This window comes from Sinomicrobium pectinilyticum (assembly GCF_003725735.1).
Lineage (GTDB): Bacteria > Bacteroidota > Bacteroidia > Flavobacteriales > Flavobacteriaceae > Sinomicrobium > Sinomicrobium pectinilyticum.
In genome coordinates this window covers 37,000-60,174 of the sequence record NZ_RJTM01000120.1, presented here as the reverse complement: position 1 = coordinate 60,174, position 23,175 = coordinate 37,000, and the positions used below count along the sequence as shown (strand labels likewise).

General features: G+C 43.8%; 22 protein-coding genes. 14 read left to right on the top strand and 8 right to left on the bottom strand.

Translation table 11 applies throughout. The features are described from left to right. Window positions 1-90: 90 nt before the first annotated feature. The 5 genes from ED312_RS18150 to ED312_RS18130 all read left to right on the top strand — a co-directional run bounded on the left by ED312_RS18150 (window position 91) and on the right by ED312_RS18130 (window position 4,176). Window positions 91-564, top strand: a complete 474-nt coding sequence (locus ED312_RS18150) for a hypothetical protein (RefSeq protein WP_123217448.1) — start codon at window positions 91-93, stop codon at window positions 562-564. Between the two features lie 121 nt (window positions 565-685). Continuing rightward, on the top strand, window positions 686-1,762 hold the full coding sequence (locus ED312_RS18145; protein WP_123217447.1) for a CNNM domain-containing protein: 1,077 nt from the start codon (window positions 686-688) through the stop codon (window positions 1,760-1,762). Continuing rightward, window positions 1,759-2,241, top strand: coding sequence for a methylated-DNA--[protein]-cysteine S-methyltransferase (locus ED312_RS18140; protein ID WP_123217446.1), 483 nt, complete (start codon window positions 1,759-1,761; stop codon window positions 2,239-2,241). The genes ED312_RS18145 and ED312_RS18140 overlap by 4 nt, the downstream gene beginning before the upstream one ends. A gap of 74 nt (window positions 2,242-2,315) precedes the next feature. Then, window positions 2,316-3,461, top strand: coding sequence for a serine hydrolase domain-containing protein (locus tag ED312_RS18135; RefSeq protein ID WP_394342877.1), 1,146 nt, complete (start codon window positions 2,316-2,318; stop codon window positions 3,459-3,461). A 1-nt stretch (window position 3,462) separates the two neighbouring features. Then, window positions 3,463-4,176 carry a 3'-5' exonuclease gene (locus tag ED312_RS18130; RefSeq protein ID WP_123217444.1) on the top strand — a complete coding sequence of 238 codons (714 nt, stop codon included), beginning with the start codon at window positions 3,463-3,465 and terminating at the stop codon, window positions 4,174-4,176. On the opposite strand, the gene ED312_RS18125 is transcribed toward ED312_RS18130, so the two are convergent. Beyond that, the gene (locus tag ED312_RS18125) at window positions 4,165-5,130 is read right to left on the bottom strand and encodes an endonuclease/exonuclease/phosphatase family protein (protein ID WP_123217443.1); all 966 of its coding nucleotides are present in this window, start codon (window positions 5,128-5,130) and stop codon (window positions 4,165-4,167) included. The two genes, ED312_RS18130 and ED312_RS18125, sit on opposite strands and share 12 nt — an antisense overlap. 287 nt (window positions 5,131-5,417) lie before the next feature. Between ED312_RS18125 and hflX the strand changes: the two genes are divergently transcribed. Continuing rightward, window positions 5,418-6,629, top strand: a complete 1,212-nt coding sequence (gene hflX, locus ED312_RS18120) for a GTPase HflX (RefSeq protein WP_123217442.1) — start codon at window positions 5,418-5,420, stop codon at window positions 6,627-6,629. A 75-nt stretch (window positions 6,630-6,704) separates the two neighbouring features. Here hflX and ED312_RS18115 read toward each other — a convergent pair whose 3' ends face one another. The 4 genes from ED312_RS18115 to ED312_RS18100 all read right to left on the bottom strand — a co-directional run bounded on the left by ED312_RS18115 (window position 6,705) and on the right by ED312_RS18100 (window position 9,084). After that, complete coding sequence (locus ED312_RS18115; protein WP_123217441.1) at window positions 6,705-7,625, bottom strand: DUF3078 domain-containing protein; 921 nt, start codon at window positions 7,623-7,625, stop codon at window positions 6,705-6,707. A gap of 103 nt (window positions 7,626-7,728) precedes the next feature. Further along, the gene (locus ED312_RS18110; RefSeq protein ID WP_123217440.1) at window positions 7,729-8,232 is read right to left on the bottom strand and encodes a DUF2480 family protein; all 504 of its coding nucleotides are present in this window, start codon (window positions 8,230-8,232) and stop codon (window positions 7,729-7,731) included. Window positions 8,233-8,280: 48 nt separating this feature from the next. Beyond that, a complete protein-coding gene (locus tag ED312_RS18105; protein WP_123217439.1) occupies window positions 8,281-8,610 on the bottom strand; it encodes an SUF system Fe-S cluster assembly protein in 330 nt (109 codons plus the stop codon). Window positions 8,611-8,661: 51 nt separating this feature from the next. Continuing rightward, window positions 8,662-9,084 (bottom strand): SufE family protein, encoded by a 423-nt coding sequence (locus ED312_RS18100; protein ID WP_123217438.1) that lies wholly within the window; start codon window positions 9,082-9,084, stop codon window positions 8,662-8,664. Window positions 9,085-9,569: 485 nt separating this feature from the next. On the opposite strand from ED312_RS18100, the gene ED312_RS18090 reads away from it, so the two are divergent. Then, a complete protein-coding gene (locus tag ED312_RS18090) occupies window positions 9,570-10,436 on the top strand; it encodes a cupin-like domain-containing protein (protein ID WP_123217436.1) in 867 nt (288 codons plus the stop codon). A gap of 13 nt (window positions 10,437-10,449) precedes the next feature. On the opposite strand, the gene ED312_RS18085 is transcribed toward ED312_RS18090, so the two are convergent. The 3 genes from ED312_RS18085 to ED312_RS18075 form a co-directional block, all read right to left on the bottom strand. Next, window positions 10,450-10,950 carry a regulatory protein RecX gene (locus tag ED312_RS18085; protein ID WP_123217435.1) on the bottom strand — a complete coding sequence of 167 codons (501 nt, stop codon included), beginning with the start codon at window positions 10,948-10,950 and terminating at the stop codon, window positions 10,450-10,452. Between the two features lie 230 nt (window positions 10,951-11,180). Then, on the bottom strand, window positions 11,181-12,725 hold the full coding sequence (locus ED312_RS18080) for an Rne/Rng family ribonuclease (RefSeq protein WP_123217434.1): 1,545 nt from the start codon (window positions 12,723-12,725) through the stop codon (window positions 11,181-11,183). Window positions 12,726-13,056: 331 nt separating this feature from the next. Next, window positions 13,057-13,347, bottom strand: coding sequence for an HU family DNA-binding protein (locus ED312_RS18075; protein WP_072316194.1), 291 nt, complete (start codon window positions 13,345-13,347; stop codon window positions 13,057-13,059). A gap of 132 nt (window positions 13,348-13,479) precedes the next feature. Between ED312_RS18075 and mutY the strand changes: the two genes are divergently transcribed. The 7 genes from mutY (at window position 13,480) to ED312_RS18040 (ending at window position 23,168) form a co-directional block, all read left to right on the top strand. Continuing rightward, the gene (gene mutY / locus ED312_RS18070) at window positions 13,480-14,517 is read left to right on the top strand and encodes an A/G-specific adenine glycosylase (protein WP_123217433.1); all 1,038 of its coding nucleotides are present in this window, start codon (window positions 13,480-13,482) and stop codon (window positions 14,515-14,517) included. Between the two features lie 61 nt (window positions 14,518-14,578). Continuing rightward, complete coding sequence (locus ED312_RS18065; RefSeq protein WP_123217432.1) at window positions 14,579-15,037, top strand: single-stranded DNA-binding protein; 459 nt, start codon at window positions 14,579-14,581, stop codon at window positions 15,035-15,037. Between the two features lie 25 nt (window positions 15,038-15,062). Beyond that, window positions 15,063-16,391 carry a gliding motility-associated protein GldE gene (locus ED312_RS18060; protein ID WP_123217431.1) on the top strand — a complete coding sequence of 443 codons (1,329 nt, stop codon included), beginning with the start codon at window positions 15,063-15,065 and terminating at the stop codon, window positions 16,389-16,391. A gap of 37 nt (window positions 16,392-16,428) precedes the next feature. Next, window positions 16,429-16,992 carry a gliding motility lipoprotein GldD gene (gene gldD / locus ED312_RS18055; RefSeq protein ID WP_123217430.1) on the top strand — a complete coding sequence of 188 codons (564 nt, stop codon included), beginning with the start codon at window positions 16,429-16,431 and terminating at the stop codon, window positions 16,990-16,992. 117 nt (window positions 16,993-17,109) lie between these two features. Further along, on the top strand, window positions 17,110-18,297 hold the full coding sequence (locus ED312_RS18050; protein WP_123217429.1) for a glycoside hydrolase family 88 protein: 1,188 nt from the start codon (window positions 17,110-17,112) through the stop codon (window positions 18,295-18,297). 117 nt (window positions 18,298-18,414) lie between these two features. Further along, a complete protein-coding gene (locus tag ED312_RS18045) occupies window positions 18,415-19,449 on the top strand; it encodes a LacI family DNA-binding transcriptional regulator (protein ID WP_123217428.1) in 1,035 nt (344 codons plus the stop codon). Between the two features lie 620 nt (window positions 19,450-20,069). Further along, entirely contained in the window at window positions 20,070-23,168 is a 3,099-nt protein-coding gene (locus tag ED312_RS18040) for a SusC/RagA family TonB-linked outer membrane protein (protein ID WP_206363281.1), read from the top strand. The last annotated feature ends 7 nt before the right edge of the window (window positions 23,169-23,175 follow it).

Below are 23,175 nucleotides of genomic sequence, written 5' to 3'. Positions count from 1 at the left end.
TCCTTTTCTGAACGGACAATACCTCCGGATGCAACACTGCATCATCCGGCCCGTATGGCCGTAGCTTATTGTTAATCAAAAAAATAAAAAATGGATATTATATCTCTGGAAATGGGAATCGCATTCCTGTTTATCTTTCTGGCCCCTATTGTGTACATTCTGGCCAAAGAAAATGCAAAAAAGAAAAAACTGAATAATCGTGTTACGAAAATATGTTCGGACAATGCTATCAAAAAAACGAATACCATCAGCATAGCCAATCATATCTTCGTATCGGACATCGAGGGGAAAAAACTGCTGAACTATCATAAAAAGCAAGATAATTTCAGTGTGATGGACCTGGAAGATTTTGATACCTGCAGTATACAAAGATCCTGGAATAACGGTGAAAGTTCCAAAGTTGTTCTACAAAAGGTCTCCATGGTTTTTACCCCAAAGGGACAAGGAAGTCCTCATGTGATTTCCTTATTCGATGATTCCTACGAAAATCCTCTTGAAGCGGAAGCCATACTGTATGAGGCCGACCGTTTTACCAGGTACCTCAACACAGAGGCTCTCCACTAAGAAAAAAGGCCGCGCAGCTGTTTCCACGTGGCCTTTTCCTTTCCACTACTCATATCTTCTTTATAACCACCTGCTTTAGGTTTTTATTTCCTAAATTAGCGTATATAAATATATAATTGCGATGCCTTTACTAATCCTATATGCTGTTATCTCCATACTCTTCTCTTTTTTATGCTCTGTTCTGGAAGCCGTTTTGTTAAGTATAACCCCGACCTTCATAAACCTGAAAAAGCAGGAAGGTAAGAGTTACGCCAGCAATCTGGAGACATTAAAGAAAGATGTGGACAAACCATTGATAGCCATTCTCACATTCAATACGGTGGCACATACCGTAGGGGCGATATTGGTAGGGGTACAGGCGGAAAAAACATTCGGCAGCGGGAATAATGCCGTGGGTATTGTTTCGGCAGTTATGACAGCACTTATTCTCATAGTGTCTGAAATCATCCCGAAAACCATCGGTGCCACTTTCTGGAAACAGCTTGCCAACTTTACTTCAAAAGCACTAAACCTCATCATATTTCCTTTACAATACACAGGGCTCTTATGGGTCTTACGCCTTGCAACCCGGCTTATCGGGGGCAAACAGGCCCACGAATCGGTTTTCAGCAGGGAAGATTTTTCGGCCATGGCAGATATAGCAGAGCGGGAAGGGGTCTTTGAACAGGGAGAAAGCAAGATCATTAAAAACCTTCTGCAGTTCAACGAAGTATATGCCAAGGACATTATGTCGCCCCGGACGGTTATTAAAACAGCCTCCGAAGACCTGACCATAGATGCTTTTTTTAAAAATAACCCGAAACTGCGTTTCTCCAGGATCCCTATCTATAAGGACAACCCCGATAACATTACAGGGTTTATCCTCAAGGATGAAGTTATGGAGGAGATCATTAATGGTAACGGCCAGCTTAAACTCGCAGATATCCGACGCAATATCCTGGTTATCCAGAGAAGCTTGCCCATACCCAACCTGTTCGAAAGCTTTATCCTCCAGAAAGAACATATTGCCCTCATTGTTGATGAATATGGTTCCGTAAGCGGGTTGGTTACCATGGAAGATGTCATAGAAACCCTCCTGGGGCTGGAAATCGTGGATGAAAGCGATAATGTCGAAGACCTTCAGCTTCTTGCCAGGCGAAACTGGCAACTCAGGGCCAAAAGACTGGGCATTATTGATGATACCGAAGAAGAATTATGAAAACAGTATACCTCAAAACACCTCTTGGCCCTGCAAAAATAACCGGGGACGAAAATGGAATTTCTGCTGTATCCGTCCTTAATACCGATACCGAAGATATAAAATACGATGAGGTCATTCCGGAAGAACTGGAGGACTGTGTCTACCAGCTCAGGGAATATTTTGCGGGAGAGCGCCGCGAATTTGACCTGAAACTAAACCCGGAAGGATCGGATTTTCAAAAAAGGGTATGGGACGAACTCCTGAAAATACCATTTTCCAAAACCATGTCCTACCTGGAACTCTCCAAAAAACTTGGTGATGTTAAAGCCATTCGTGCGGTAGCCGGGGCCAATGCCAGAAACCCTTTGTGGATCATCGTCCCTTGTCACCGGGTCATCGGCAATGACGGCTCCCTTACCGGTTATGCAGGAGGCCTGTGGCGAAAGAAATGGTTGCTCGAACACGAAAGCCCGTATACACAACAATCGCTGTTCTGAAAGTGAAACTACCGGGTTTCCACCGATAATTTATTATATTTAAATTTGTTAAACCTGTGCTTTTCATGAAATTCCTGAAACTTTTTTTCAAGTGGCTCCTTATTCTGCTGATAGTACTCATAGCTTCCCTGTACCTGTTCGGATATGACTATCTCATTAAAGCTGTAGCTGTCACTTATGGCACTGGCCATACCACCGCCTACCTGGAAGACTACACCGCTTTTGATAACCGGGTGATAAAAGGTGCAACCCCGCAACCCTGGCCCATACATACGGATTATAATAAAACCGTGGCTACCGAAAAACTGGAGGCTACCCATAAGGAACTGGGCACTGTAGCCTTTCTTATCATTAAAAATGACAGTTTGTGGTATGAAAAATACTATGAAGACTACAATAAAGATTCCAGGAGCAATTCTTTCTCCATGGCCAAAAGTATCGTATCTGCTTTACTGGGAAAGGCTATTATGGAAGGTAAGATAAAAGAGCTAGACCAGCCGGTAAGCGATTTCTTTTCCGAATTTTCGGATGGTATGGCCGCACATATGACCGTAGGCGACCTCTCTTCCATGTCAAGCGGGCTCAATTGGGATGAGTCTTATTACAGCCCGTTCTCCGTTACCACCAGGGCTTATTTTGACGAGAACCTGCGGGATATTATCCTCGGGCTGAAAGTTTCGGAAGAGCCAGGCCGGTCCTATAAATACCTTAGCGGGAACACCGCTCTTCTGGCCATGATACTGGAAAACGCTACCGGGCAGACGATCTCCGATTATCTGTCGGAAAAATTCTGGATACCCATGGGAGCGGAAAGCGATGCCTTGTGGCAACTGGACAGTGAAAAAGACGGCCTGGAAAAAGCATATTGCTGTATAGCAAGCAATGCCCGTGATTTTGCACGCTTCGGAAAACTTTATAAAGATCACGGGCAATGGAATGGAAAACAACTGCTCGATTCTTCTTTCATAGCCAGGTCCGTAAGCCCGCGATTTCCGGATTCTCCCCAATATGGTTATGGCTTCTGGCTTAGCAATTACAGGAACAGGCAAATATTCTATATGCGCGGGCACCTTGGACAATACGTCATTGTAGTCCCGGAAGACGATCTTATCCTGGTACGCCTGGGACACCGAAGAGAAAAGCAAACCGACGATGATCCCCACAGCGGCGATTTTTATACATATATTGAAGAAGCCTATACCATGCTAAACCAGGAATAATATGTTGCACAAAATCCCTTTAGATAATATACTGTTCCTCGATATAGAAACCGTTCCGGAAGAAGAAGATTTCAATAATCTTTCGGAAGGACTGCAGGAACTCTGGAGACAAAAAACCGAATACCAGCGCAGGGACGAATACACCCCTGAAGAATTTTATGACCGGGCGGGAATATGGGCGGAATTCGGAAAAATAGTCTGTATATCCGTAGGTTATTTTTCGTCCAGGAACAACGAGAGACAATTTCGCACGACATCTTTTCACGGGGAAGAGAAACAACTTCTCATCGAATTCAGGAACCTGCTCGAAGGCCATTTCAGTCAGCCATACCACCTCCTGTGTGCCCACAATGGCAAGGAGTTCGACTTTCCCTATATAGCCCGCCGGATGATTATTCACAATATAAATATTCCGCTTAAACTGAATCTCTTCGGTAAAAAACCGTGGGAGGTACCTCACTTGGACACTATGGAACTCTGGAAGTTCGGGGATTACAAGCATTACACCTCCCTGAAACTGCTTACCAGCATTCTCAGAGTACCCTCGCCAAAAGACGATATAGACGGCAGCCAGGTAAGGGATGTATTTTACAATGAAAAAGATCTGGACCGGATCGTTACTTATTGTGAAAAGGATGTTGTGGCCACTGCGCAGGTATTCCTCAGGTTTCGCGGTGAGGATATCTTATCCGACGATGCTATTCTACATGTTTAGTCTTAACTGGATATACACCGGGAAATGATCACTGTATCCGCCCAGGTACCTTCGGCCGGCGTAGGTACGAAAGGGAGTGTCTTTGAACCTGCCTGTCCATTCCGCTAAAAAGCGTTTGTTGAAAATACCTGCTTTCACAAAACTATGTGTTCCCTTTTCTTCCGTGAAAAAATCGCGGGAGAACAATATCTGATCAAACAGGTTCCATTTAAAATTGTAATTGGCACTGCCGCTGTCATAAGAAAGTAATTTTTCCATCGGATTGTACAAATCCGGGGACAGCAAATACTCCCGGATACTTTCGGAAAACGGGTCGTCATTGAAATCTCCCATGATGATAAATACCGGGGAGCTTTCTTCCTTTCTTACCCTTTCCATGGTCTCCTGGATGAGCTGTGCCGCAGCCACGCGTTTATAAACCGTCTCTTCTCCCCCCTCCCTGCGGGAAGGCCAGTGGTTTACCAATACATGAATATGTTGTCCGTTCAACACGCCGGTAACATGCAATATATCTCTTGTATAATCGCGTTCACCGTTAACATTGTCTATAAGCAACGGTATAGTCTCCGAGGCAAGTACCCGGAAATACCTGCTTCTGTAGATGAGCGCGGTATCTATCCCCCTTTCGTCGGGAGAGTCATTATGAATAAGTTCGTAACCTTTATCTTTTAAAGGGCGTGATCCGAGAAGTTCCCGGACTACCTCACGGTTTTCCACTTCGGCGAGCCCTACCAGCACAGGTGCCATTCCGCTGGTATCATAACCGATATTGGCTATGGCTCTTCCCAGTTTATAGAGCTTTTTCCCGTATCGCTTCTTCGTCCAGTGTAAAACCCCGTCGGACGTGTAATCATCATCCAGGGTAGCCGGATCATTATGCACGTCAAAAAGATTTTCCACATTATAAAACCCGATGGTATACAGTTCCGGAGAAGGTTTTTTCTTAAAAAACATAAAATGAAGGTCCTTTTGCAAGACTAAAAATAGTAATTACCGGGCAGGTGAAGAAATTATTTTGCCTGCGGCGGGCAGAAAAGCGCGATGATCCGGAAACACATCTCTGTTTCCCGCGGTATCTCTGCAAATAAAAATCTTTTCAAAAGTACGGAATTATGTACCTTTGTATTTTATTTAACCCCCACATATACATTTTGTTACTGGGAGATTATAGTTGCAAAAAAAGCGGGGTGGTCATGGAAAAGGAAATGACCCGTACTTTATCGTTGAACCTGTAATATTTTATGCTAGAAAAAAAGATCTTAGATTATGAAAAAGTAGTGCTCATCGGTGTGATAAACCGGGAGCAGGATGAAGAAAAGTCTAACGAATACCTGGACGAACTGGAATTTCTCACATATACGGCCGGCGGGGAAGTAGTAAAACGCTTTACGCAAAAAATAGATATCCCTAACCCCAAGACCTTTATCGGAAGCGGGAAAATGGACGAGGTGGCAGCATATGTGGAAGAACATGAAATCGGGACCGTGATCTTTGATGACGAACTTTCCCCGGCCCAGCAAAAAAACATAGAGAAAATCCTCCGGTCCAAGATTCTGGACCGTACCAGTCTTATCCTGGATATTTTTGCACAGCGGGCACAGACCTCCTATGCCCGGACACAGGTAGAGCTGGCACAGTACGAATACCTTCTCCCGCGGCTTACCGGACTGTGGACCCACCTCGAAAGACAGCGTGGGGGTATAGGTATGCGCGGACCGGGAGAAACCGAGATTGAAACGGACCGACGGATTGTCCGTGACCGGATAGCCCTGTTAAAGAAAAAACTGGAGACCATAGACAAACAAATGGCCACCCAGCGCGGAAACCGCGGTGCCCTGGTCCGGGTGGCACTGGTAGGATATACCAACGTAGGGAAATCAACCCTGATGAATGTTATCAGTAAAAGCGATGTTTTCGCCGAAAACAAGCTCTTTGCCACACTGGATACCACGGTGCGAAAAGTAGTTATCGGCAACCTGCCGTTCCTTCTGAGTGATACGGTAGGGTTTATACGAAAATTGCCTACCCAGCTTGTGGAATCCTTTAAAAGCACCCTGGATGAAGTACGCGAAGCAGATCTTCTGCTCCATGTAGTGGATATTTCGCATCCGAACTTCGAGGAACACATTGCTTCGGTGAACCAGATACTGGCGGAAATAGATACTGCAGACAAGCCTACTCTTATGGTATTCAATAAAATTGACCAATATACCCACGAAACCATAGATTCGGATGACCTGGCCACAGAAAAATCCGAAAAACACTTTACCATAGATGACTGGAAGCGGACATGGATGAACCGGGCAAACGGACAGGCATTGTTTATCTCCGCACTCAACAAGGAAAACCTTGACGAATTCCGCAAAAAAGTTTACCAGGAGGTCCGGAAAATACATATTACACGTTTTCCTCACAATAATTTTCTCTACCCGGAATTTATTGATGAACTGTAAAAAAGCACAGCGCCTGCCGGAAAATATTTTTTCGGCAGGCGCTGCTGATATCTTTTCTCAGGAAACAGTTATCTCCTAGAATCCGAAGTTAACACCAAGGCCGAAGACTTCCCTGATCTGGAATCCCTGATAGGCATTATCGTCATATATTGTCTGGAAGATAAGATTTGTGGAAAGGTAATCGTTGATTTTCATTACGAGGTTCAGCGTATAGTTGATATCCACATTCTGCGGGTCCTCAAGATAGTTGGAGTACAGGTTCAGGATATTTTCGGCAGATACATTCTGCATAAGATTGAACTTGTAATATCCTTCTACATAGAATCCGAGTTCGTAACGTAAGCTTTTACCCGGGTCCACACCAAATGTCTCCACATCATCACTGGATAAGAACTCTCCCAGGCCTTTATCGTACGTAAATACTTCTCCTCCCAGGATAGTCATTTTTGAAGTTACGGGAGCAAGGTTAACCTTCAGGTTTTCGCTTCTTTTCCAAAGCATACCGGGACCGAAAGTAACATAGGCCGGTTTAAAGAAGCCAGAAGTTTGAAATTCTTCGGCGGCATCGTTCGGGTAGTCATATCCGTTTGTAAACTGCGTTCTCAAATTGGCAAAGAAAGAATAACTCCAGTAACCGGAAGCCTTTTTACCTACCAGGGAATTGAATTCGAGACGATCGTCCGTTTTCCTGGTATCCTGCCCTTTTAATTTGGTAAGCCCGTAGCTTGCAATAATTTTATTGTCCCAGGTCCAGTCTCCTTTCTTATAGTTAAAATCGTAATTGAGCCCCAGGTTTCCCGCAACGTTGTTTTCTCCTCCGGCAAGCCAGTTAGAAAATGCGGACTGGTTTAATAAAAAGGTGACATTACCGGCCCGGATCCATCCGTCGGGTCTTACGGTATATTGTCCCTGATTAAAAGAATCCTCACTTAAGACTTGTGCATTTACCACTGTTACGCCCAGAATAAAGGCTAATGCGAATACAATTTTTTTCATCTTCTTACTTTTTAATTTTTAAGCCCGCAAACGTAATTCGGACTTTTTGTTCTGACAAAAGTAAGAAGTTTTTTAACACAAGACGAGGATAAAGTGCACGTTTTTATCGTTTAAATAACGGAACGGAAGAACACGCTTCTCCGTACATCACGCTTTTTGCGAATTTGCGAAGTTCTTCCACCAACATAATATAGGCATTCTGGGGAACAGGCTTTTCGGCACAACCGCGCACAATAACAGGAAGGTCATTATACTGTTTGAAATCTACTTTTTCCAGGGCATCCCGGTAAACAGCCGTTTCCAGTAACTCTATATCTCCAACCACGACTTTCCGGGAATAGGGAGTTAAATGAGAAGTTACCAGCATAAAGGCCCATGCGGGGATAATGGCATCGGCAGAACAGGTAAGTGCCACGAAGGCCCCCTCATACCGGCCCCAGTCATGTTCTTTGAGTGCCTGCCGGAAATCTTTTTCCCTGAGTATAAAGCCCTCGTACAACCAGTCTTTAATATCTAGTTGTATCCTCTTTCCCTCGGGATAATAATCTCCGGGATCTATGGTCACAAGTTTGCTCTGTGCTACACGATTTACAATTTCTTCAGCCATCTTCTTCTGCAAATAATAACGGGCATAACATAGGTGCGCCCGCTCTGATTAAAGCAATCCCAATTCCAATTTAGCCTCCTCACTCATCAGCTCCTGGCTCCAGGGCGGATCGAAGGTGATTTCCACTTCCACATCTTTTAACCCGTCAATAGATTTTACCTTTTCCTCCACTTCTACAGGAAGTGTTTCCGCTACGGGACAATTGGGCGTAGTAAGAGTCATCAATATCTTTACGTCGTAATCTTCGTTAACAAAGACATCATATATGAGGCCCAGTTCGTAGATGTCCACCGGAATTTCCGGATCGTATATCGTCTTCAGTACTTTAACGATCTTTTCTCCCAGTTCTGTAGTATCTATAGTTGTTTCTGCACTCATAATTCTCAGGTTTAATCCTTTTTTTACCGGTCTGTTATTTTATACCGGCGTTTAATTTAACTGTGTCTGGTATGCTATCGCATACATTTTCAGTTGCTTTATCATGTTAACCAATCCGTTGGCACGGGTCGGGGACAAGTGTTCTTTCAATCCTATTTCATCGATAAACTGTGTGCCTGCTTCAATGATGTCCTTGGGTGACTGATTGGAAAAAGCCCTTACCAAAATGGCTATAATACCTTTGGTTATAATAGCATCGCTGTCTGCCGTAAAGCACAGTTTATCCCCTTTTAATTCTGCATGGACCCATACCTTGCTCTGGCATCCTTTAATAAGATTGTCATCTGTCTTATATTCTTCATCGATAAGAGGAAGCGATTTGCCGAGTTCTATCATATATTCGTAACGCTGCATCCAATCATCAAACATGGAAAACTCCCCAACTATTTCTTCCTGAATATCCTTAATACTCATAATGCAATTTTTATACAAAAGTACGATAAGTATTATTGCTTTTCAACAGTTTCTGTCAATGCCCGTATAGTTTTAACCAATAACCGTATTCTTCAGGGGAACAAGCCGGTACGGTTTCTTCCTCCGAAAGGGTGTTAAAACCGAAAACCATATTAAATATTTACCCTTGTTTTACGGACATCCCGCTGTTTTTACTTTGTTCACAGCACTGGTAATGACATTGCTATCAACCGGGTTTTCATTATATCTTTACATAAAGATATACAAAAAAGACAGCAAAAGGATACCTTCGGGAGTGTTTTCGAATTTTAAGGACCATGGTAAGGATACGGCATCCGTTTATATTTTATATGCGAAACAATCCAGGCAAAATGTCATAGTTTCTGACATTTGTAATAACGGAAAAACCACTTAAATAAAATTTATGTAAACAATTTTGAAACAATTCTTTAACTTTGCCCGGTTAAAATTCAATGTATTTTCGTATGCAACTACAGGAAATCCCTCGTGTAAAAAACATCACAAAAGAGGACTTTGTAGCCCGGTATGTAAAGCCCCAAAAGCCTGTGGTCATCCAGGAGCTTACCAAAGAATGGGGTGCGTATGAAAAATGGCATCTCAACTACATAGACCATATTGCCGGAGACAAAACGGTACCTCTGTACGATGACCGGCCTGTAAGCCATGAAGACGGTTTTAACGAACCGCATGCCAAAATGAAAATGCACGAATACATCAAACTCCTTGAAACGGAACCTACCAGTTACAGGATATTTTTATACAACCTTATGAAGGAAGTACCGGCACTTCAAAAGGATTTCGAATGGCCCGATATAGGCCTTAAGCTGGTAAAACAACTGCCCATGCTGTTTTTCGGAGGGAAAAACAGTAAGGTATTCATGCACTTCGACATTGATTATTCCAATATACTGCACTTCCATTTTCACGGCAAAAAGCAGTGTATTATCCTTCCCCCGGACCAGACCAGATATATGTACAAAATCCCGCATTCCCTTATTTCCAGGGAAGATATTGATTTTGACCATCCGGATTATGACAAATGGCCGGCCCTGAAAAAAGCAAAAGGGTATATCGCCAACCTGGAACACGGGGAAATGCTTTATATGCCGGAAGGATACTGGCATTATATGAAGTATTTGACCCCGGGCTTCTCCATGAGCCTTCGGGCTTTTCCGCGTAAGCCCCTGAACCTGGCAAAGGCAGCATATAATGTGCTTATTATGCGCCATTTCGACAACTTTATGCGCAGGCAGAAAGGACAGGACTGGATAGATTATAAAAATGAGCAGGCCATCATAAAAACCCACAGGGAACTGGGCATACAGACCTGAGCCTGGCCCGGGTTCAGCTGGTGAGGGTGTTTATTTTTTCATATACGAGATGGCTTTCCCACCCCCTGTACAAAAGATAATCAGATAACTTTTTTCTCCCCCGAAACAGGGCTTCGGCTTGTTTTTTACCGCCGGGAAATGTATCTTTTATCTGCTGCCACTTCTTTTCGGCAATCTCGTGGAATGTTTCCAGGTAATCTTCTTCTGAAATTTCTTTAAGGCCCTCACGGATATTGGGAGCAGATATTTCCCTTGCCTGCAGTTCTCTCACTATGCGCTTCTTACCCCATTTCTTTATCCGGAATTTCCCCCGGGCAAAACTTCTTGCAAACCGCTCCTCATTCAAAAAATCATTTTCAATAAGATGTACCACTATGGTATCGACAGCCAGGGGTATCATGTTCATCTCCCGGAGTTTTGCCACCACCTCTTTATGGCAGCGCTCGCGGTAAGCACAGTAGTGCTCCAGTTTTCGCCTGGCCTCGTCTACGGTAAAGGTTTCTCTGTTCATCATCCGGAAAAACTAAATAACGGATCAAATAAAAGCAAAATATTGCAAATGAAGCAAGGGTAAATGCTACGAAGTTTTTTTAGTCGGTAGTCCTGAGTTCTTTTAATGTAATGATTGCCTTTTGTACCGGGGTAAGTTATGTGTTTTCTCGGATTTACGGAAGAATTACCAGCAATGCATTGCAAGCTGTACAAAACAAAAAACCACGCCGTATTACTACAGCGTGGTTTCTTTTAAGATAAAATAGTTCCCTTTTTATCTTTGAATCGGTATTCCAAATACGTGTAAGCGTCTCTTGGTAAAATTTTTACCCATTTTTTGTGTTCTAAGAACCACTTAGAACGGATGGATGGAAATCCTTTGGTTAAATATGCCGCAATAAACGGATGCACATTAAGTACAATACCGTTTTTGAAGCTTTTATTCTGTATAATTTTTTCAAGATCGGCAGAGATCTTGTCTATAATTAAGATAGGGGCCTCTATTTCCCCGTTACCGTTGGGATTTTCCTCCCTGGTCTTAATATTCATTTCCGGTCTCACTCTCTGCCTCGTAATTTGTATCAGGCCAAATTTACTGGGGGGTAAGATCTTGTGCTTGGCCCTGTCTTCTTTCATTTCCTCTCTGAAATGGTCATAGAGTTTTTTGCGGTTCTCCTGTCTTGTCATATCAATAAAATCGACGACAATTATTCCGCCCATATCGCGCAGCCGAAGTTGCCTGGCAATTTCACTTGCTGCTATCAGGTTAACTTCCAGTGCGGTTTCTTCCTGCGATTTGGCTTTGTTGGAGCGATTACCACTGTTTACATCTATCACATGGAGGGCTTCGGTATGTTCAATAACCAGGTATGCGCCCTTACTCATGGATACGGTTTTTCCGAAAGAAGTCTTTATTTGCCTTTCTATCCCGTATTTTTCGAATATGGGAATACGGGGATCGTGTAATTTCACGATAGATTCTTTTTCCGGTGCGATTTCATGCACATAATCTTTAATTTGATAATAAAGCGTTTCATCGTCCACATAAATACCCGTAAACGAATCGTTAAATACATCCCTTAATATGGATGCTGTCCGGTTCAGCTCACTGAGCACTTTTGACGGATGTCCCGCTTTATGGATTTTTTTACACATGGCTATCCATCTAAGGTATAGGTTGTGTAAATCTTTATCCAGTTCTGCGACTTTTTTGCCTTCTGCAACGGTACGAACTATAACACCAAACCCTTTGGGCCTGATGCTTTGCACGAGCCTTTTCAACCTGTCTTTTTCCTCTTTGCTTTCAATTTTCTGCGAAACCGAAATACGGTCGGAAAAAGGTACCAGTACCAGATAACGTCCGGCTATGGATAGCTCGGAACTGATTCTGGGCCCTTTGGTGGAAATAGGTTCTTTTACAATCTGCACCAATATAGACTGATTGGATTTCAGCACATTTACAATGCTTCCGTTCTTGTCTATATCTTCTTCAAATGGGAAGTCTTTTAATGAAAAGTCTTTTAATTTACCTGTGCTTACACGTTTAATGAATTTCAATAAAGAAGGTAATTTGGGGCCGAGGTCATGATAGTGCAAAAAAGCATCTTTCTCATACCCTACATTTACAAAGGCCGCATTAAGCCCGGAAACAGGCTTTCTGATCTTGGCGAGCATAATATCGCCCACAGCAAAATCACTGCTGTCCTCTTCCTTATGCAATTCTATTAGTTTTCCATCCTTTAACAAGGCAAAATCAACGTCAGAGGAACCAGATCTTACTATCAATTCCTTATTCACTCTGAATGATTTTATGTCCATTCGCCAGTAACCATTACGGTATGTGTGCGAACGAAAGGATTAAACAATAATTTTCACAGGTTTCCTGCCTTGAAAGGCAGGTTTAAACCCGGCGAAACTTTATCCTCTTACGGGCAAAGTCTCTATTTCAATGAACGTTTATAATTCTTAAAGCTGAAAACGGCAGAGACACACCATCGTGTGCCTCTAGCCTATTTTTTCTTTTTATGTCGGTTAGCTCTTGCCCTTTTTTTACGTTTATGCGTAGCTACCTTATGTCTTTTTCTTTTTTTACCACTCGGCATAGTCTGTATGATTAAATTAATATTGCTTACTTAACTTCCACGTTAGTTTTTACTCCCTCAACAAAAACTTTCGCAGGCTTAAATGCAGGGATATTGTGAGCAGGTATTTTGATGGTAGTGTTCTTGGAGATATTTCTACCTGTTTTCTCCGCTCTGGTTTTAATAATAAAGCTGCCAAATCCTCGCAAATACACATTGTCTCCGCTTTCCAAAGAATTTTTCACTTCATCCATGAAAGATTCTACTGTGGCCTGCACATCTCCTTTTTCCATACCAAGTTTTTCTGAAATCTTGGCTACGATGTCTGCTTTCGTCATTTCTATTATGTTTTATTAACTTATATTAATTTTAGGGGATGCAAATATATAAATTAATTACTCAAAATTTAAACCCTAATTGATTAAAATTTAACCATATAAACTTTATACTTTTGATCCATATTCAAAAACATGACTTTTTCAGAGGTAATCATAGACTGGTATAGACAGAATAAACGCGAGCTGCCGTGGCGAAAAACCACCGACCCTTACAAAATATGGCTTTCGGAGATCATGTTACAACAAACCCGGGTAGATCAGGGGCTGCCTTATTATCTGGCGTTTGAAAAAGCCTTTCCGACAGTCTTCGACCTGGCCGATGCGACAGAAGAAAAAGTCCTCAAGTTATGGCAGGGACTTGGTTACTACTCAAGGGCCAGAAACCTGCATCACACCGCCGGATATATTGCCAGGGAAAGAAAAGGGGAGTTCCCTTCTTCCTATAAAGAGCTTCTGAAACTCAAAGGAGTAGGAGATTATACGGCAAGTGCCATAGCATCCATATCCTTCAACGAAGCTTCGCCGGTAGTGGACGGTAACGTATACAGGGTGCTTTCCCGCTATTTTGGTATTGACACCCCTATAAACTCCGGCCGGGGCATAAAATATTTCAAAGAACTTGCACAGGAACTTATAGATAAGGAAGACCCTGCTACTTTTAACCAGGGAATTATGGAATTCGGTGCCGTACAATGCAAGCCCAGGTCCCCGTTATGCTCCGAATGCCCCCTGAATGCAGGTTGTGTGGCCCTCAAAGACAACCTGGTAGACCAACTCCCGGTAAAAATCAGGAATGCCAGGATAAAACACCGGTATTTCAATTACCTTATCGTACATAACGAACATCGCACCCTGCTCTTTCAAAGGAGGGAAAAAGACATATGGCAGCACCTGTACGAATTTCCCCTGGTGGAAACGGAAAAACCCATGAGTGAAGAAGAAATTATAAGCCATCCGCAATTTAAGGAGCTCATCGGAGAAAACCGGTTCGAAATTTCCCTTTACAACAAGGAAAATGTGGTACATAAACTTTCCCATCAACATATACACGCCACATTCTGGATCGTTTACCTGAAAAACGATATCGAAGGAGGGATCCGCAAATCCCGGATAAAAGAGTATCCCGTCCCCGTTTTAATTGCTAATTTTGTGCGTGAATATGAATTTTGAGTCCTTTACCGGGAAAAACAGCTAATTTTTAGTATTTTTGAGTAAATAGAACCATATAATTATGAGTGGAACGCTGAACAAAGTGATGCTGATAGGGCATTTGGGAGATGATGTGAAAATGCATTATTTTGAAGGAGGAAATTCCATCGGGCGCTTCCCCCTGGCCACTAATGAAACTTATGTGAACAGGCAAACCGGAGAACGCGTTACCAATACCGAATGGCACAATATAGTAGTGCGCAACAAAGCCGCTGAAGTTTGTGAAAAATACCTGAGCAAAGGAGACAAGATATATGTAGAAGGACGAATAAAAACAAGACAATGGCAGGGAGATGACGGCAATACCCGGTATTCTACGGAAATACAGGTAACCGATTTCACCTTTCTATCCACCAAAAAAGAAAGCGGTGATAATAATTTCTCCCAGGCAGGCCCCTCCTCTTCAACGGAAAACAGGCCTGCCGGTAATAATCCCACTCCTCCCCAGGATACGGGAGAGGACGACGATTTACCGTTTTAATAAAGTTTAACCAAATTCGCAGCGATTGGACCCTGAACCCTCGAGTTTTTTAATTTTTCTTTCCGATACAGAAGGCGTAGATATTTTTAAATTCGCCATACTTTTAATATTACTCGGTTGCTCCGCATTGGTGTCGGGAGCGGAAGTGGCTTTCTTTTCCATGACACAAACCGATCTTAATGAAGAAGAAGCCTCTAAAACTCCCCGGGGGAACCTCATCGTAAAACTGCTGCAGCGTCCTAAAAGGTTACTGGCCACCATACTGGTAGCCAATAATTTTATAAATATTGCCATTGTGCTGCTGTTTAGTTCACTTGGTAAATCAATGTTCGGGGGACTGGAACAGAAAATCTTCGATGTGGTGGAACTGAGGTTCCTGCTCGAAGTAGTTGTAGCTACAGCCCTGATACTCCTGTTCGGGGAAATACTGCCAAAAATATATGCCAGCCGTAACCGCATCAAGTTTGTGCACTTTATGGCTTACCCTCTTATGGTGCTCGATAAACTGCTGGCTCCCTTCAGTATTCCCATGAAAGCTTCCACCTCTTTTCTGCAGGACAGGCTGGGGAGGGAAAAAACCAACTTGTCGGTAGACCAGCTATCGCATGCCCTGGAACTGACATCCGAAGAAGACACGACCAAGGAAGAACAAAAGATCCTCCAGGGTATCGTTTCGTTCGGAAATACGGATACCAAGCAGGTCATGTGCCCGCGAATAGACATTTTTGCGCTCAATGAAGAAATGAAGTTTCCGGATGTCATCCGCGAAATCGTCAAGAACGGATATTCGAGGATTCCCGTTTTCAAGGATAATGTAGATAATGTTACCGGCGTATTGTACGTAAAAGACCTGCTACCTCATATTGACAAAAAGACCTTTAACTGGGCCAAGCTGAAAAGAGAAGCATATTTCGTTCCCGAAAACAAAAAACTGGATGACCTGCTGAAAGAATTCCAGGAAATGAAAATGCACCTGGCCATCGTGGTGGACGAATACGGGGGCACCTCCGGACTGGTTACCCTGGAAGATATTATCGAAGAAATTGTCGGCGATATAAGTGATGAGTTTGACGACGAAGACCTTATTTTCTCCAAACTGGACGAAAACAATTATGTTTTTGAAGGAAAAACAACCCTGAAGGACTTTTACCGGGTACTACGCCTGGACAATGAGGAAATCTTTGAGGAAAACAAGGGGGAATCCGAAACTGTCGCGGGATTTGTACTGGAAATCGCCGGAAAGTTTCCACGTATCCGGGAAAAAATAAACTTCCATAACTTTACGTTTATTATAGAAGCCCTGGACGAAAAACGTATCAAGCAAATTAAGGTTACCATAGAACCCGATCCGTAAGAGGTTACAGTCCTCTGTGTCGCCGAAAAAATACAACGTGAAGAAACCCGGTTTTTTATATTGCATTATACTGTCATTACTCCTTAGTGCATGCGGTAAGGAAACAATCCCCAAACCCAAAGCGGTATTGCGGCTGGAATACCCGGAAGCCTCCTACCGCCCCGCAGAAACCGGGGACTGTCCCTTTCGGTTTGTCCAGAATACCCTGGCCACCATAAAAGATAAGGGCAATTGCCGCCTTAATATCGAATATCCCGGCATGAAAGCCACTATATTCCTTACTTATATGCCGGTTCGGGACAACCTCAAATCCCTGCTCCTGGATGCTGAAAAACTTACTTTTGACCATGTTATAAAAGCAGACGAAATAGGTGTCGGGGGACAGTTTGAGAACAAAACAGAAAAGGTTTACGGGAGATTGTATGAAATTGCCGGAAACGCAGCATCGCAAACCCAGTTCTATGTAACGGACAGCACCTCTCACTTTCTTACCGGATCTCTTTACTTCTATACCAAACCGAATTACGACTCCATCCTGCCCGCTGCAGAATACCTGAACAAAGACATACGGAGACTGATAGAATCCATGAAATGGAAATAAAAAATTAATACAATCGATTGTTTTTTCGGAGAAATACATATATTTGCTGTGCTCGACAACACATAATATACTAGTATTTTGACAATTAATTATAAACCAACCAGAAACACGATTTTTATGAGATGTAAATTTTTTCTGCTGCTATTGGCTGCAGTTATAACCGGATGCTCCGAAAAACCCGTTAAGAAAACTTCGCTACCCGTAGTTGATCTGGCCCAAGATCAGTATGACTCGCTCTGTGTCTACATAGCATCACTAAAAGAAAGTAAAAAGATGATGCCGCGTACCACAAAAGACGGGAAACTGGTATCCGTAGGCATATACGACTGGACCAGCGGTTTTTTCCCCGGATCGCTGTGGTATCTCTATGGTCTTACGGGAGACAAAAAATGGAAGGACCGTGCCGTGGAATACACTGAAAAACTGGACACCATACAATACTGGGAAGGGAACCATGATGTAGGTTTTATTATGGAATGCTCCTATGGCAACGCCCTGAAATATATGGACGCTCCCGCCTATGATTCCGTTATAGTACAAACGGGCAAATCCCTTTCGGCAAGATTTCGCCCAAAAGCAGGAGTTATCCAGTCCTGGGACTGGTCCGAAAAATGGGAGTGTCCCGTTATCATTGATAATATGATGAACCTGGAACTTCTCTTCCATGCCACAAGTATATCCGGTGATTCCACCTATTATAATATTGCAGTATCTCACGCCGACCAGACCATGAAGAACCATTACAGGGAAGATTACAGTTCCTATCACGTACTGGATTATGATACCATAACCGGGCAAGTGATACAAAAAAACACCCATCAGGGCCTCCGGGACGATTCGGCATGGGCCAGGGGGCAGGCATGGGGGCTATACGGTTTTACCATGTGCTACAGGCAAACCGGGAATCCGAAATACCTGGAACAGGCACAAAACATTGCCAGCTTTATCAGGAACAACCCCAATCTCCCTTCCGACAAAATACCTTACTGGGATTACAACGCGCCTGCCTCCGGAAATACTCCAAGGGATGCATCTGCCGCCGCCATAGCAGCCTCAGCACTCTATGAATTGAGTACATTTACCGAAAACAAAGGCGCGGAAGGCCATCGTGATCTTGCAGACCAAATTATGGAAAGCCTGAGCTCCTCTGCCTATTTTGCCAAGCCGGGAGCCAACGGGAACTTTCTACTTATGCATTCCGTAGGCAGCAAGCCACACGAGGTAGAAGTAGATGTCCCCCTGAACTATGCGGATTATTATTTCCTCGAAGCCATGTTCCGCAGGAAGGAAATACAACAGAAATAAAACATGTATGTCAAAAAGGTATGGCTGTCCGGGAAGGGAGGGCAGTTTACAATTATTCCTCCATCAATTCGCAGATCATAGTATATTTACACTATCGATCCCGGAAAATCCAGATATATGAAAAAAGGCAAGCCTACTATACATGAAATCGCCAGGGTCCTGAATATTAACAGTTCAACCGTATCCAGGGCCCTGAATAACAGCAGCAGGGTAACACAGAAAACCAAAGACAAAGTGTGGGCCAAGGCCAAGGAACTCGGCTATCAGCGCAACCTGCTGGCCTCCAATCTCCGCCGGAACCAGACCAACACCATAGGTGTGGTTATTCCCAGGATCTCCAGACACTTTTTCTCTTCCACTATTGCGGGTATCGAAGAAGTGGCTTTCACCTCCGGGTTTAATGTTATTATCTGCCAGTCCCTGGAAGAACTGGATCGTGAACAACGCATTGTCAAGAACCTCATTGCCAACCGTGTAGATGGCATTCTTATTTCCGTTTCTATGGAAACCGATAACGGCAAACACCTGGAATACTTTCGGGACAACAACATTCCCCTGGTCTTTTTTGACCGCCATTGCGAAGATATGCCCGGTACGAGCAAGGTTATTATAGACGATTGCCAGGCAGCATATGATGCCGTAACGCATCTTATCCGGAAGGGATGTAAAAAAATAGCGCATTTTTCCGGCCCAGGGAAACTCGAGATATATAAAAACCGACTGAAAGGATATAAACAAGCTCTCCTGGACCATCAAATAACATACGATCCCAGGCTCGTTCTAAGTTCAAGATTAATGGAAGCAGATGGGTACGCTTCCGCAGAAAAGCTCCTGACAAACGGTATAGATATCGATGGTATCTTTGCCGCCAACGACGTATCGGCCATCGGGGCGGTCAAATATCTGAAAAAAAATGATAAAAAAATACCGGATGATGTTGCCATAGTAGGCTTCAGTAATGAACCTATCTCGGAAGTCATAGAACCGTCGCTTACTACGATAGACCAGTCCGGTTTTGAAATCGGGAAAATGGCATGCGATCTGCTGATACATAATATACAGAGCGGAGATAACCTCGTACATAACAAGACCATCATTCTGAACCCTACCCTTATCGAAAGAGAATCATCCAACAGGAAAACCGGTATCTGACTGTACTCCTCAATATTGAAAAGGAGTCAATATCGTTGACGTAAATGTTATCAATATACATACCTCTAAGCCAAAGCATAATGTCCGATGCCCGGTACAGGCTTCTGTCAATGTTTATAATGCTGGCGAATGGGTGTTCTGTCTTATCTGAATATATCCCCCATGGGTTAAGGACACGTGCATTTCGAATCGGTAAGCATAAAGGTGACCGGGAACATTTTCGCAACGATATAATCCGATGCTCATAACAAATAATAGATTTATCATAATTATAAAACAATCGATTGTATTTTTTTGTTCATTTTTTTGCTTTTTCGTTTTCAATACTATACATTAGCCACTCTTTTAAGACTAAAACCAGGTAATTCCTAAATTTTTAAGTTCAATTAACACTAAAAATACGATATTCAAAACAAAATGTGCTCGAACCCATAATTTTCATTTTTACAATTACAACCGATTGATTGTATTATGCACCGTTTATCCCCACCCGAACCCTTCATCCTGTAAGCACACCAACATCAGGATGCTTTTATTTAACTATGTGCTCGTTAACATATAACTAATTAATTCAAACTAATCAAAACATGAAACACTTTTGCAAAAAACGGCACCTCCTGATGTGCCTATTTCTACTCCTGTGCAGTTTCTCCACAGCCTACGCCCAGACACCGGTAAGTGGTGTAGTTACTTCTGCCAGTGACAATATGCCTCTACCCGGAGTTACCGTGGTACTTAAAAACACTGCTACCGGTGTCGCAACCGACTTTGACGGGAATTACGAAATTTCGGTCCCTGGCACCAATGCTGTCCTCGTATTCAGTTATATGGGCTACATAACACAGGAAGTACCGGTAGAAGGAAGGTCAGCTGTAAATGTATCCCTAAAAGAAGATATTGCGGAACTCGACGAAGTCGTTGTGGTAGGTTACGGGACTCAGAAAAAGGCTACCATGACCGGTGCCGTAAGTACCGTATCCTCGGAAACGATACAAAACAGACCGGCCACAGGTATGACCACGGCCCTGCAAGGTACTGTCCCGGGGCTTTCTATCACACGTAGTACGGGACAACCGGGAGATGAAGGTCTTGCCATGGAGATCCGCGGGGTAAGTTCTGCTAACGGCGCCACACCTCCCCTGGTCATCATCGATGGTGTTACCTCCCGCCCCGAAGCTTTGCAAGGGCTTAACCCTTCCGATGTAGAATCTGTATCTGTCCTTAAAGATGGTGCCGCAGCCGCCATTTACGGTGCAAGAGCTGCCGGGGGTGTGATATTGATCACTACAAAAACCGGCATTAAAGGCAAAGCTGTGTTCGAATACACCGGGCAGGTCACTGCGCAATGGGCCTTGAATGTTCCCGACAGGCTATCCCTGCTCGACGAAGCCGAATATGTAAACCTTGCCCGTGCCAATGCCGGAATCGGCCCGGAATACAGTGATTTCGACCTGCAAAACATACGAAACGGCATCCCGTACGTGGTGGACCCGGAAAATCCCAACAAATATATCATGTACAATCAGAGACATATTTCCGAAGATGTTCTGAGAAAAGTCTATTTCATGCATAACCATAACTTCAGTGCCCGGGGCGGATCGGAAAAAATGACTTATAATTTCTCCCTGGGTTACCAGGACCAGGACGGGATTTTCAAAATAGGCCCCGATCAGTACACCCGGTGGAATATACGAGCTAACGTAAATGCCGATCTTACAAAACATATTAATTTCGATTCCCGTATCTATTACACTGACGAATACAAACAGAAATCCTCCTCAACCATTAACGGTTACGGATTATTTCAGCAAGTGTACCAGGCCCGTACAAGATTTCCCATATTCACCCCGGAAGGTAACCTCTACGGCGGCGCAGGAACTTCGGGAAATAATACCTATGCACTCCTTAAGGAAGGGGGATATATTCACGATAATTTCGGGGGACTCAACAGTGTTTTTACCCTCACGGCCAAAGACTTTGTAAAAGGCCTGGAAATCCGTACGATCTACGGCCGCGAGGACCAGCGGAGAGATCTCGACACTTTCCGGCGCACCGTAGATCTGTGGGACCGGGCAGACACCCCGGTATACCAGTTGAACAACCCGAACTATTATGAAGTCAACCGCAGGAATATCGTAACACAGAATTTTCAGTTCCTGGTAGATTATGACCTGTCTATTGCCGAAAAACACAACTTCCACCTCCTTGCGGGATATCAATGGGAAGATTTTACCCGGAAAACCGTAGTGGCATCTGCCAGTAACATGTTTACCAACGACCTGCCGAGCTTAAATTTTGCCGACCAGGAAAACCTCAATAACAGTGAGTCCAAGGCTGAATCTGCCAACCAGTCCTTACTCGGAAGGTTTAATTATACCTACGACGACAAATATCTCGTGGAACTGACCATCCGCTCCGACGAAAGTTCGCGCCTGGCGCCCGGACAAAGGGTAAAATGGTTTACCTCCGCCTCAGGCGGGTGGAACATGCATCGTGAAAGCTGGTTTTCAGACAATATTTCCTTTATAACCCAATTAAAACCGCGATTTTCCTGGGGACAGCTCGGAGGCGCCAATTCCGAAGATATTATAGGTAATTATTCCTATCTCCCCACACTTTCCATTTCCGATAACCTGGTACTTGGTGAGGATAGGGGAAGAAATACGTATGTTTCACAAGGGAGTATCCCTTCTTCAACACTGGCATGGGAAACTATCGAAACCTTTAATTACGGGATAGATTTCGGCTTCTTCGCCAACAAGCTGAGCGGAAGTTTCGACTTTTACGAAAAGTTCAACAAAAATATGCTGGTTCGTATTCCCCGCCCTGCGACACTAGGAGTAACCTCTCCTTATGTAAATACCGGGGAATTGAAAAGCTGGGGATGGGAACTAAACCTCAATTACCGGGATCGTATCGGGGAAAATTTCAGCTATAATGTAGGTCTCAACCTCTCGGATAACCAGAACAAACTCGTCAATTACGGAGGGGTTAGTGTTGTACAAACAGGAACAAATACAAGAATTGAGGGAATGCCTTTACGGAGTATTTGGGGGTATCAAACCGCCCCCGGATATATTGAAACCGAAGAACAGCTGGCTGCAGCACCCTTTTATCACAATAATACCGGTATCGGAGACATCGAATATGTAGATCTGGACGGTGACGGAAGGATCACACCCGGGGACGGGAACCTGGAAAGCCCGGGAGACCTGAGAATGATGGGAACCACCGATCCCCGCCACCTTTTTGGTATTACACTTGGCGGAAACTGGAAGAATCTCGATTTCAATTTCTTTTTCCAGGGTGTAGGCAAACGGTATATTATACCCAGTATTTACGTAAGGCAGCCGCTTCAGGCATCCTGGATACAACCCAGAAAATACCATATGGACTACTATACTCCGGAAAATCCGGATGCCGCTTTCCCGAGACCTTACCTTGCAGGCGGACATAATTTCGTAGCCTCCGACCGATGGGTCCTCAACGCAGCCTATGTGCGACTGAAAAATATGCAGATCGGTTATTCTTTACCGGAAAGTGTGCTCGAGAAAACAGGATTTTCCCGCTTCCGTATATATTGTTCGGCTGAAGATATTCTGACGTTTACCAATCTCGGTCCGTTCAAGGGAGTTATTGATCCGGAACAACGAGACCTTTCCAACTCCGATTATCCCTTGTCGGGTAAGCTGGCCCTGGGAATCAACCTGGCATTCTGAATGTCAA